General features: G+C 72.5%; 7 protein-coding genes. All 7 read right to left on the bottom strand.

What is annotated here, in order from left to right; genetic code table 11:
- Positions 1 to 32: 32 nt before the first annotated feature.
- Entirely contained in the window at positions 33 to 1,286 is a 1,254-nt protein-coding gene (locus tag ABTY20_RS06470; protein ID WP_351995833.1) for a biotin carboxylase N-terminal domain-containing protein, read from the bottom strand.
- Between the two features lie 34 nt (positions 1,287 to 1,320).
- Positions 1,321 to 6,312: a non-ribosomal peptide synthetase gene (locus ABTY20_RS06475; RefSeq protein ID WP_351995834.1), complete on the bottom strand. Its 4,992-nt coding sequence runs from the start codon at positions 6,310 to 6,312 to the stop codon at positions 1,321 to 1,323.
- A 17-nt stretch (positions 6,313 to 6,329) separates the two neighbouring features.
- On the bottom strand, positions 6,330 to 7,484 hold the full coding sequence (locus tag ABTY20_RS06480; protein WP_351995835.1) for a phosphonoacetaldehyde reductase: 1,155 nt from the start codon (positions 7,482 to 7,484) through the stop codon (positions 6,330 to 6,332).
- A complete protein-coding gene (aepY, locus tag ABTY20_RS06485) occupies positions 7,474 to 8,601 on the bottom strand; it encodes a phosphonopyruvate decarboxylase (protein ID WP_351995836.1) in 1,128 nt (375 codons plus the stop codon). Before aepY ends, ABTY20_RS06480 begins: the two co-directional genes overlap by 11 nt.
- Positions 8,598 to 9,452 (bottom strand): isocitrate lyase/phosphoenolpyruvate mutase family protein, encoded by an 855-nt coding sequence (locus ABTY20_RS06490; protein WP_351995837.1) that lies wholly within the window; start codon positions 9,450 to 9,452, stop codon positions 8,598 to 8,600. Before ABTY20_RS06490 ends, aepY begins: the two co-directional genes overlap by 4 nt.
- 144 nt (positions 9,453 to 9,596) lie before the next feature.
- Entirely contained in the window at positions 9,597 to 10,361 is a 765-nt protein-coding gene (locus tag ABTY20_RS06495; protein ID WP_351995838.1) for a TauD/TfdA family dioxygenase, read from the bottom strand.
- An 88-nt stretch (positions 10,362 to 10,449) separates the two neighbouring features.
- Positions 10,450 to 11,913 (bottom strand): 2,3-bisphosphoglycerate-independent phosphoglycerate mutase, encoded by a 1,464-nt coding sequence (gene gpmI / locus ABTY20_RS06500; protein ID WP_351995880.1) that lies wholly within the window; start codon positions 11,911 to 11,913, stop codon positions 10,450 to 10,452.
- Between the last annotated feature and the right edge of the window lie 117 nt (positions 11,914 to 12,030).

Below are 12,030 nucleotides of genomic sequence, written 5' to 3' on the forward strand. Positions count from 1 at the left end.
GTTCGACCGTGATGTGCGTGGGCGTGGGCGTCTCAGCACTCGTCGTTCAGACGGTGCAGGATCTCCTGCAGGTAGCAGCGCAGTCCCTCCACGCGGGACGCCTCGAGGCCCTTGCGCAGCAGGCGGGCGGCCGCGGCGCGCGAGGAGTTCGCGGCGAGTGCCTGGGCGAGGATGAGCTCGTAGGTGACCGGACGCGCGGGATCGACCGTCCAGGTGAACGTCACCGCGTCGCCGTCGGCCATCTCGAACCGGGAGAGCGTGCCCACCTCGGGGAACGAGCCCAGCTCCGACGGGTGGACGAAGAGCCGTGCCTCCAGGCAGTGCCGGGCACGGTCGACGGGGTACGCGTCGGCCGGGACCGGCTCGCCACGGGCGATCCGCAGCTGGAGCTCCACGAGGTCGATGTCCATCTGGCTCTCGGACATCCGGTAGGCGAGCGGGAGCCTGCCGTTGACCTCCAGGAAGTAGTAGCGGTCCGGGCCGACGATGAACTCCACCGTCATGACGTTGCGCAGGCCGAACTCGCCTGCGACACGGGCCGCGTCCGCGCGCATCGCGGCCAGCGTCGAGGTGTCCACTCCGGCGACCGGTGACGCCTCCAGCAGCTTGAGGCCGTCCGCGACGAGCAGGCTCTCGCGCTCGCCGAGCGGCAGCACGGTGCCGTCCCGGTCGACGGCGAGGGAGATGCCGATCACCTGGTTGACGGGGAGGTACTTCTCCACGTACCAGGACGTGCGGGCCGGGCCCGCCGCCACGGCCTGCTCCACGTCGGCGGCGGTGTGGGCGATGCGCACTCCCTGGCCGCCGTGACCGAACTCCGGTTTGAGGACGGCCGGCAGGCCGATCTCGCGGACCCGGGCGAGGACTTCGTCGCGTCCCCGGCCGGATGCGTGCGGGAGCACGGGCACACCGGCCCGCCGTGCGACCTCGACGGCCTCGGCCTTGCTGCCCGCCAGGCGCAGGGCCCGCGCCGGCGGTCCCACGAAGGTGACGCCCCGGTCCTCCAGGCCCATGACGAACTCGGCGTTCTCGGCCAGCGATCCGTATCCCGGGTACACGCAGTCGACGCCGCTGCGGTCCACGGCGTCGAGGACCCGCTCGGCCGAGTCGTAGGTGTCGGACAGACCGTGGCCGGGCACCGTGATCTCGTGGTCCGCCCAGGTCACATGGGTGTTCTGGGTGTCGGCACGGGCCGACAGCGCGGTCGTTTCCAGGTTCATGCCGCGGCAGGTGCGCGCGGCGCGCGCGGCGATCGCCGCGCGGTTGGCGATGAGTACGTGCTGCATACGGATGCGGTCTCCAGTGCGGGCGGAAGGGAGGTCAGGAGCAGCGGGACAGGCGGTCCAGCCAGCGCCCGCAGTCCCGCGCCATGCGCCTGATCCGGTCCTCGTCGTCGACGTCGGAGCTGTACTGCCACTGCAGCCGAAGGACCTCGGGGGTCGTCTCCGCGTAGATCTTGATGCGGTAGGGCTGTGTGCGGTCGGGCGTCATCTCCGTGCCGACCTCCCCGCCGCGCAGCCGGAACGGTCCGGACAGCTCGACGTCGTGCATGCGGGCACCGAGGAAGTTCAGGTAGACGTCCGGTGCGGGCAGTGCGGCGATCCGGTCGCGCACCGTCGCGTCGTCGTGCAGGTGGAGCAGGGCGCCCCAGGTCTGCTCCATGTCGCGGATCTCCGTGATCTGGTGGGCGAGCGCCGCCGCGATCCGGTCGTCCCCGGCGTCCTCGGGCAGGCGCAGGACGTAGGGCGCGATGCTGTTGAGCCAGCCCACGGTTTCGGCGTAGCCGGGTCCGCCGGTCGGGTCGGTGCGGCCGTGCCGGCACACTTCGACGGCGCCGGTGCGGCCGTCCGTCGCTCCGGCCACGGCCGCGGCCAGTGACGCGATGAGCAGTTCCTCCTGCCGGGGGGCGTTGCCCTCGGGCAGCGGCAGCTCGGTCCAGAAGGACCTGACGTGGCTCAGATGCATGCTGCCGTCCGGGCGATCGGCGGGCAGGCCGCCGGGCGCGGGCCAGGGCAGGGCCTCCCAGCGGCGCAGGAAGTGCTCGCCGAGCGGCCCGTTGACGAACCGGTGCAGGGTGCTCGCGTGCACGGCCCAGGACACCGCGGCGTGCGGCGGCCCGCTCCCGGCGTCCCGGGTGGCGACGGCCTCGTACAGCGCGCCGAGATCACGAGCGATGATCTTCAGGGACATGCCGTCGGTGATGAAGTGGTGGAAGACCAGCAGCAGCCGGTGGCCGCCGTGACCGGAGAAGAAGGCCGCCCGCCACACCGGTCCGTCGCGCAGGCTCAGGGATTGCTGGACGCGTTCGGCCTCCTTGAGGAAGACGCGTTCCGTCTCCTCCTCGCTGCGGGTGACGGGCAGTTCGTGCCAGGACAACGGGGCTCGAACGGCCCGGTCGGTCACGGGCGTGGCGCCGTGCAGCCGGAGCCGCAGCGCGGGGTGCCGTTCGGCGAGCCGGCGCAGGGCCTCTTCGAGGGCTGTGCGGTCGACGGTGCCGGCCACGTCCAGGAGCAGCGAGGTGTTGTAGTGGTCGGCCTCCCGGTAGCCCCAGTCGAGGAAGCGCCGCTGCGCCGGGGAGAGCACGGTCGGGAGGTCCGCTGACGGAGCGGCACCGTGGCGCGCCGTCACGAGCTCGCTCACCTCGCCCAGGGTCCCGCCCCGGTACAGGTCGGCGGGGCGCAGGGGGATGCCGAGGTCACGGGCCCGGATGGTCACCTCCATCGCGCTGAGGCTGTCGCCGCCCAGCGCGAAGAAGTCGTCCGTGGGGGCGACGTCCGCGACGCCGAGGACGTCACGCCACACCCCGGCCAGCCCTTCCGCCGGGGCGGGCCGGGCGGGGGCCGCTGCCCGCAGTGCCCGGCGGTCCGTCTTGCCGTTGGGGCTGAGCGGGATCTCGGGGATCGCCACGATGCGGTGCGGCAGCGCGTACTCGGGCAGATACCGGGCCAGGTAGGGGCGCAGGCCTCCGGTGTCGGCGCTCGGGCCGCCGGCCATCACCACGTAGGCGGCCAGCCGCAGGGAGTGATGGCCCTGTTCGGCGACCACGGCCGCCGCGCGGACGTCGGCGTGCCGGGCCAGCCGTGCCTCCACCTCGCCCAGTTCCACCCGGTGCCCGCGGATCTTCACCTGGTCGTCGGCGCGGCCTTCGTAGGCGAAGCGTCCGTCGGGCAGGCGGCGGGCGAGGTCGCCGGTGCGGTAGAGGCGCCCGCCGGGCCGGAAGGGGTCCTCGATGAAGCGTTCCGCGGTCAGTTCCGGGCGGTCGAGGTAGCCGACGGCCACCCCGGGGCCGCCGATGTGAATTTCGCCGATGTCGCCGTCCGGGCACCGTGCGCCGTCCCGCAGGAGCTCGACGATCGTGCCGGGCACGGGCCGGCCGATGGTCACGCCCGTGTCCCGCGCGGAGGCCGTGTCGACCGGAGCGGCGCCCGTCGCCACCCTTTCGTACAGCGAGTAGATCGACGTCTCGGTGGGGCCGTAGATGTTCCACAGGGCTCCGGCGGAGCCGAGGGCCGCCGTGACCGCGGGGGTCAGGCTCTCCCCGCCCGAGACGATCCGCAGTCCGCCCGGCGGGCGCCAGCCGAAGGCGGTGAGCGCGCTGAACATGGACGGCGTGCCCATCACGAAGGTGGCGCCGTACTCTCGGAGGGCCGCTTCGAGCAGCTCCGGGTCGCGGGCCACGGCCCGATCCATCAGGTGCACGGTGCCACCGCTGATCAGCGGCAGCAGGATCTCCAGTTGGGCGAAGTCGAACGAGAACGCGGCCAGGGCGAGCACCGAGTCGTCCTCGGTGAAGGCGAACGCGTCCCGGCTGTGGCGCAGGATGCCGGTGATTCCCCGGTGCGGGAGCACGACGCCCTTGGGGGTGCCGGTGGAGCCGGAGGTGTAGATGACGACGGCGGGGTCGTCCGGACCGCGTGTCGTCCGCGCGCGGTCGACCGGTGCGGTGGCGGCGTCGCCGACCTCGTCGATGTGGACGAGCCGCGTCCCGTCGCCGTGCGGGAGGGCGGGGAGGGCGCGCCGGGTCAGAAGCGCGGTGGGACGGGCGTCGTCGATCATGAACCGCAGCCGGTCCGGCGGGTACTGCGGGTCGAGCGGCAGGTAGCAGCACCCGGCGCGCAGTACGGCCAGGAGCCCGGCCACCAGGTCACGGGACCGGTCCAGGTGGATGCCGACCCGGTCGCCCGGCCGCACCCCGGCCGCACGCAGTGTGCCGGCCAGTCGGTCGGCGCGGGCCAGCAGCTCGGCGTAGGTCCAGCTGCCGGCTGCGTCCCGGACGGCGACGCGCTCGGGCGCGCGCTGCGCCTGGGCGTCGACCAGGGTGTCGACGAGCTCCGCCGGACGGGGTGGCGCGGCGTCCTCCGTGACGCCGAAGGCGTCGCGGAACAGCGCCAGTTCCGCCTCGACACACTCCACGATCGTGGTGGCGCGCTTGAAGCCGTGCCTCTCGCCGTCGAACACCAGGTGGCGGTACGGGGCCGCCCCGGGACGCACGCCGGCCAGGAAGACCTCCGCCTGTGCGGGCGGGCAGATCGGATCGGCGCTGCCCTGGAGCAGCAGGAAGGGCACGGCGACGCGGGCTGCCGCGTGGGCGGGCGAGCGGGTCAGGTACTCCCCCTCGGCCTGCGGCCACGGGCCGATGAGCGCATCCAGGTAGTACGCCTCGAACCCGCCGTTCTGCGTGTTGCGCCAGGTGACGGGGTCCAGCACGGGGTAGTGCAGGGCCGCGCAGCAGTAGGTGTCCAGGGTGGTCACCGACACGGCCGCCGTCCAGCCGCCGGCGCTCGCCCCGCGGATGGCCAGGCGCCCGGGGTCGGCGCTGCCCTCCGCGGCCAGGGCCTCCGCCACCAGGGCGCAGTCCGCGACGTCTGCGACCCCCCAGGCGTGCCGCAGCCGGTTGCGGTACGCGCGGCCGTATCCGGTCGAGCCGCCGTAGTTGACCCCGACCACGCCGATGCCCCGGCTGGTGAGGTAGGCGATCTGCAGGTCGTACGCCATGGGGAAGCGGCCGGTGGGCCCGCTGTGCGCGAACACCACGTACGGGGGCCGTTCCCCGGGAAGCCCGGTGAAGTCCGGGTTGCGCGGCGGGAAGACCACGGCGTGCACCCTGTGGCCGTCCTGGCCCGTGAACGTCCTGCCCTCGGGACGGGGCAGCAGGTCGGGGTGGGCGGTGGCCCGCGGTTCGGACAGGGGGGTCCAGGTACCGTCGGACGTGTCGATGAGTACGGCGGTGAAGTCGCGGTCCGCGCTTGCCCCGACGGCGATCAGCCGGTCGCCGTCACTCGCCAGGAGCGGCTTCCACTCGGTGAACGGGCCGGGCAGCGGGGTCAGTTCGCCGGTGGCCGGGTCGAGCACCGACAACCGGGCGGAGTGGGTGCCGTGGACGACCGCGAGGCGGCCGCCGGACAGCGGGGCGCACCAGGCGAGCCCGAGCTTGCTCAGCGCCCCGGCGAACTCCTCCTCGCGCGGGCAGACGTTGACCGTGTCCGAGGCGGTTCCCCCGGGGTCGGCCCGGTGGACGTTCCACCAGCCCGACCGGTCGGTGATCACGTACAGACCGCCGTCGTCGGTCCACTCGACCTGTGCCACGGACTCGTCGTGTCCACCGGCCACGGTGCAGGCGGCGGACAGGGTGCCGTCCTCGTGGATCCGTGCGACGCGGGCCCGGCTCTCGTCCCAGGGCATGGCGGGGTGGTCCCAGCCGACCCACGCGACGTGCCGGCCGTCCGGCGAGACGCGCGGTCCGGTCACGAAGTCGTGACCCGAGGCCAGGCGGCGCACGGCGGCGGGGTCGTCAGCAGCACTGCCGTCCAGCGGGACGGCCGCCAGGTCGCGTCGTGGGGCTTCCCCCACAGCGGTGCTCTCCCGTACGCACCACACCTCGACCGGTGCTCCCGCGGCGTCCGTGCGCAGGACCGGGTCGGCCCAGCTCAGCTCCCCCCCGTCGGCGCCGACGGGCGTGAGCGGCCGGGGCACGGCGCCGGGGAGGCCGGGCTCGAAGCGGTACAGGCGCTGGTCCCGGGCGTGGACGAACACGATCAGCGGACCGCGCTCGGACATCGCACCCGTCCAGGCGCGTCCCCCGTACTCCATGACCCTGCTGCGCACGTTCCAGGGCTGCGGGAGCACGCTGAGCGCGCCGCCGCCCTCGACGGCACGCATCAGCGTCGTCCGGCCGCCCTCATGGGGCAGGCGTTCGGACCACCAGATCTCGTCACCGACGAACCCGGGCCAGTTGGCGTGACTGTCCGTGGCGGCGACGTCCGCCGCGGAGATGGGGGACGTCCACGCCCCATAGGGAGCAGCCCGTCTCATGCCCTCTTCCTTCCACGTCAGTGGATGGCGCGCAGCGCCATCAGCACCAGCGATTCATCCAGTCGTACGGGGTTGTTGGCGGCCCGTGCCGTCGAGCCGAGACCCGCGGCCACGTAGGACGGCAGGTCGTGCTCGGCCAGTCCGTAGTCGGACAGCCGTGGTGACCAGCCCAGGTCGGACAGCAGCCGGCCCAGGTGGCCGGGCACCCGGTCGGGCTCCAGGCCCCAGGCGGCCGCCACGGTGCCCAGCTGGGACCGGACGTGGGCCGCGCCCCTGGTGTCGTCGCAGTGGGTTTCGACGTGCTGGGTGTTGTACGCGTAGAGCCACTGCAGGTTGACCAGGCAGGCCACTCCGTGCGGGACGCCGTGATGGCTGGTCAGCCGGTAGGCGAAGGCGTGTGCGGCCGTGGTGCGGGTCACGTTGATGGCCCGCCCCGCCTCCATCGCCGAGCGGGCCAGTTGTTCCCGGACGGGCAGCGAGGTGTCCTTCAGGCCGTTGGCCAGGGGGCCGGTCAGTCCGTGCAGCGCGCGGAGCGCGAGGGCGCGCGAGCTGTCGTCGGAGCGGCGTGCCCACAGCGATTCGACCGCGTGGCACAGGGCGTCCATCGCACAGCTCGTCATGACCTCGGCCGGGCAGGTCGCGGTCAGCTGCGGATCGACGACGGAGCAGGTGGCGGCGGCCAGTGGATGGTCGAAGGAGTACTTGCGCTCCCCGTCGAAGACCGTGGCGAACTGTGTGACCTCGCTGCCCGTGCCGCTGGTGGTGGGGACCAGGATCAGTGTCCCGGCCCCGGCCGCGAGCTGCGCCGGGCCCGCACCCAGGCAGGCGCGGGCGGCGTCGCCGTCGGCCGGCAGGGCGCGCACCATCTTGGCCACGTCCATGGCGCTGCCCCCGCCCAGTCCGACGACGAGGTCCGGCTGCCAGCCGTCCCGCAGCGCGCAGCCGGCCAGTACGTCGGTGAGGTCGGGATTGGGCCGGAACGCGGAGAAGACCCGGTGGCCGGGGCTCGTGCGCCAGTGTCCGAACCCTGCCCGCTCCAGGCCGCGTTCGGTGGCGACCACCAGGACACGCTCCGGCTCGTACCGGGCGACCAGGGCGTCGAGGCGGTCGGCCTCACCCGCTCCGAACAGCACTTTCGGGGTACCGTCCAGGACGGAGAGGTCATCCGGCACGGGACGTCTCCTTGCTGTGGAGTCGTGCCGCGAAGCCCTCGCGTATGTCGGTCGTGGTCATGGCGGCGGTGGCCCGGGAGAAGGCCGCGATGCCGCTGCCGGCCACTCTGGCGACGACAAGGTGCGGGCCGTCTCCCCGCAGTGCCGCGGCCAGGGCCGAGGTGACGTCCTCGACCGTGTCGCACACGCGGGCCGAGGCGTATCCGGCGGCTTCGGCGATGCCGGCGAAGTCCGTGGACGGGGAGGTGGTCGCCTGCCCGCCGGTGGATTCGTAGGAGCCGTTGTCGAAGATGACGTGGACGAGGTTGTGCGGTGCCGCGGCTCCCACGGAGGAGAGCGTGCCCAGGTGCATGATGGCCGCGCCGTCGCCGTCGAGGACGACGACGGGGCGCTCGGGGGTGCGCAGGGCGGCGCCGAGGCCGAACGCGGCGGCGTGCCCCATCGATCCCTGCATGTAGAAGTGGTTCTTCGAGCCGGTGACGCCGAACAGTTCGCGCGAGGTGTAGCCGGTCGTCGACACGACCGCGGTGCCGTCGAGGAGGTACTCGATCGCGCGCAGTACGTCGATGCGGCTGGGCCGGTCGGCCGGGCCGCCGGGCGCGGCGGGCGCCGTGTGCTTCTCGACGGCCCCCTTCTGGGTGAGGACGAACACCGTCCTGCGCGCGGCCAGTTCCTCCTGCGCACGGTCGAGGACGGCCCGGTAGTCGGCGGCTTCGGCGGTGGCGGGGACGGTCAGGTGGGGAACGCCCACCGCGTCGAGGATCCGGTGCGTGGAGGTGCCCATCACGGCGTGCTGGGGCTCGTCCTGGGCGGGGTCGGGCCAGCCGCGCAGGCTCATGAACACCAGGACGGGGATGTCGTACGTCCGGGTGAGGGAGGTCAGCGGGTTGATGAGGTTGCCGAGGCCCGAGTTCTGGGCGATGACCGCCGCCCGGTGTCCGGCGACGGCGGCTCCCGCCGCTGCGGCGAGCGCGGCTCCCTCGTTCGCGGCCGGGAGGTAGATGCCCTCGCGGGTCAGCCGGGCGATCGGCCCGCTGAAGTACGAGCACGGGACGCCGGCGACGAAGTCGAAGCCGCGTTCGGTGAGCGCCGTGCAGAATTCGTCGTTGGATATCACGCTTCGAGGGCCAGCCAATCGTCGAGACGCTGGAGGGCGAACACGTCCGAGACCGGCGCGATACCGGACTCGACGCCGAGCGACGTGCCGTCGTCGTAGATGGTGCGGAACGTGTCGCGCAGGGCCTGGACCGTGGCGCGCAGCCCCTGGTTGGCGTAGATCACCACGGAGACCCCGTGCTTGGTGGCCTCCGCCGCGGACCACTGCGGGTAGGTGGTCGGCACGATCACCACGGGCCGCCGTCCGTCCCATCCGTCGAGGAACTCGACGACCTCGCGTTCGTCCTTCTTCTTGGAGTGGACGAGAACGGCGTCCGCGCCGGCGTCGGCGTAGGCCGAGCAGCGTTCGAGGGCTTCGTCGACGCCGAGGCCGTTGATGAGGGCCTCGGTGCGGGCGATCACGTAGAAGTCGTCGCCCTGCTGGGCGGACTTGGCCGTGCGCAGCTTGGCGGTGAAGTCGGGCAGCGGAAGCAGGTCGTGGGAGGTCGCGGCGAAGCTGTTCACCTTCGGGAAGAGCTTGTCCTCGATGCAGACGGCGGTGATGCCGGCCGCCTCGTATTCGTGGACCATGTGCGCGACGTTCAGGTTGTTGCCGTAGCCGGTGTCCACGTCCGCGACGACGGGGATGCCGATCGCCTTCTGCATGTTCGCCGCGGCGGAAAGGTACTCGGTCATGGTCAGGATGCTGGCGTCGGGCAGGCACCGCGAGGCCGAGACCTCGAAGCTGGACGCCCACACCGCCTGGAAGCCGGCTTGCTGGGCCAGGGTGGCGCCCAGGGCGTCATGTGCGCCTGCGACCCGCACCAGTTCACCTTGAGCCATGAGTTCGCGGAAGGACCGATAAGAGGTCAAGCTTGCTGCTCCTTTGAGTGGCGCCGGAGACAGGACCGCAGGGCGGTTCCCCGGCGGCGGAGGGAAGGGCCGACGGTACGCAGGGGTGTGCCGCGGGACCGGGAAGGTGTCGCAGGTGGAGCTGTGCGGCGACGGGAGACGGGCTCAGGAGGCGGAGGCGGCGATCCAGGTGCGCAGCATCAGGCGCTGGTGGCCGTGCTCGCTGTCGCGGAACTCCACTCGGCCGTGCAGGGTCCACCGGTTGTCAATGAAGATCATCTCGCCTTCCTCGAGCCGGTCCTGGGACCGCAGTTCGGGGTCGTCGAGCAGGGCGTCGAGCGCGTCGAACGCGCGGATCTGGTCGTCCGTCAGCGGCGCGACACCCGGGCTGCGGTGGCCGATCTCGATGTAGTCCCGCAGATAGTGCACGTGGTCCCGGCCCGCGCGCCGTTCCAGGACGGGGCGCAGCACCGTGCGGGGGGCTCCCGGGGTGTCGTCCCGGGTGTCGAAGTGCACGGGCCGGCGCAGTGTCTCGATCACGTCAGGCCGGTCGCTGAGCCGGTCCAGGATGTCGGACAGCCGGACGAGGACCAGGTCGCCGCCCACGGCGGCCTGGTGCACGCAGGCCAGGGCGAAGTAGTCGGGCACCGCGGTCGGCCGGTGCGGGGAGTCGGTGTGCAGGCTGCCACCGGACCGGGAGTCCGAGTAGCGGCCGGTTGCGCCCTCGCCCAGCTCCACGCCGCGGTAGCGGACCTCGCGCAGCAGCGTTCCCTTGCTGTCCTGGGGGACCAGGTCGCCCAGCGCCGCGGAGGCGTCGAGGGCGAACTGCCGGTACTCCTCCTCGTCGAGGTGGTTCAGCCCGGTGACGACGAAACAACCGGGGCTGCCGTCCAGGCAGCGCTGCGCGTGGGGCAGGAGCTCTGCGCGCAAGGCTTCACGGGTGGCTCCTTTCGCCAGATCCGGCGGGAGTTCGAACCGCACCGGGTTGAAGGCGTGTCGCCTGGTCATCTGGGGTCCTTTACAGAACTCGTCCGGACATGGCCGTCGGCGGCCGGATGCCCAGGAGGTGAAGGCAGGTCGGCGCGATGTCGCGCAGGTCCCCGGTCGGCGCCAGGGCGCGGTCCGGTCCGAGCACCCACAGGGGCACCGGATTCGCGGTGTGCCGGGTGTCGGGGGTGGTGCCGTCGGCCTCGCGCATGCTCTCGCCGTTGCCGTGGTCGGCGGTGATCACCAGGTACGCCCCGTGGTCCCGGGCGGCCCGGGCGATCTCCTCCAGGCAGGTGTCGACCACCTCGGCGGCCCGTCGGACCGCGTCGTAGTCGCCCGTGTGCCCGACGGTGTCGACGTTGGCGAGGTTGGCCACCAGGAACCGGGCCTCGCCGGAGGCGATCTCGCGCACCAGCTCGGCCGTGATCTCCCGCGCGGACATCTCGGGGGCCTGGGCGAAGCTGGGCACGTCCGTCCTGCTGTCGACGAGGATGTGCCGTTCCCCCGGCTGGAGTTGCTGGGTGTAGCCGTTGAGGAGATAGGTGACGTGGCCGTACTTCTCCCGTTCGGCGATGTGCACCTGGGCCAGTCCGGCCCCGGCGACCGCCTGCGCCAGGGTGCCGTCCACCCGGCCCTGGTCGAAGACCACGGACGCCGGGATGTCGTCGCTGTACCGGGTCATCGTGGTCAGCGGGCGCCCGGTCCCGGCGAGCAGGGTGGCGAGCTGACGCAGCCCGTCGGGGCGGAAGTTGGTCAGGACGATCTCGTCCCCGGCCGCGATGCGGGGGGCCGCGGTCACCACCGGCTGCAGGTCCTCGTCGGTGACGCCCGCGCCGTACTGCTCCGCGATCGCGTCGCGCCAGTGCGCCGTGGTCGCGGCCGGCTCGCCCTGTCCGGTCAGCGCGGCCACGACGGCGGCGGTGCGGTCCATGCGGCCGGAGCGGTCCATGGCCAGCTTGCGTCCGACGACGGTGGCGATCCGGGCGCCCTTCTCCTCCAGCTGCGTGAGGTCGTCCAGGGCACTGCGGGCGGGCACGTCGCGGCCGTCGCTGATCGCGTGGACATAGGTCCGCTCCGACCAGTCGTAGTGGGCGGCCAGGTCGAGCACGGCGGCGATGTGGTCGATGTGGCCGTGGGCACCGCCGTGGGAGGCGATGCCCACCACGTGCACCGGCGTGCCGGCCGCCCGCGACCGGGCGAAGACCTCGGCCAGTTCGGCGCGGCCGCGGAGGCCGTTGTCGGCGATCGCATGGCCGATTTTCACCGCTGCCTGGTCGATGGTCCGCCCCGCCCCGATGGTCAGGTGCCCGACTTCGGAATTTCCGACCTGACCAGGGGGAAGACCGACCACCGGGCCCGACGCCTCCAAGAGCGTCGGGGGGCACTTTTCGGCCAGTCCGGAGAGAAATGGAATGTGGGCTTCCTTCAGTGGATTGTGCTTGCCCTCAGGGGCCCATCCGAATCCATCCAGCACAAGCAGCACAAGACGCTGCATTGTGTCACCCACGCGAATCCTCCATCATTCAACGAACTGTGCCGAGCAAGATCGCCGCAAGCCTTGCTGAATGGACAGTGAACGTCAAGGGAAAATTTTCCGGGGCCCGGGGGTGGC

The organism is Streptomyces sp. NPDC126497, assembly GCF_040302425.1.
Taxonomy (GTDB): Bacteria; Actinomycetota; Actinomycetes; order Streptomycetales; family Streptomycetaceae; genus Streptomyces.

Coding starts and splice junctions, on each gene's coding strand:
- ABTY20_RS06470 (WP_351995833.1), bottom strand. CDS start 1,286: ATGCAGCACGTACTCATCGCCAACCGCGCGGCGATCGCCGCGCGCGCC.
- ABTY20_RS06475 (WP_351995834.1), bottom strand. CDS start 6,312: ATGAGACGGGCTGCTCCCTATGGGGCGTGGACGTCCCCCATCTCCGCG.
- gpmI (WP_351995880.1), bottom strand. CDS start 11,913: ATGCAGCGTCTTGTGCTGCTTGTGCTGGATGGATTCGGATGGGCCCCT.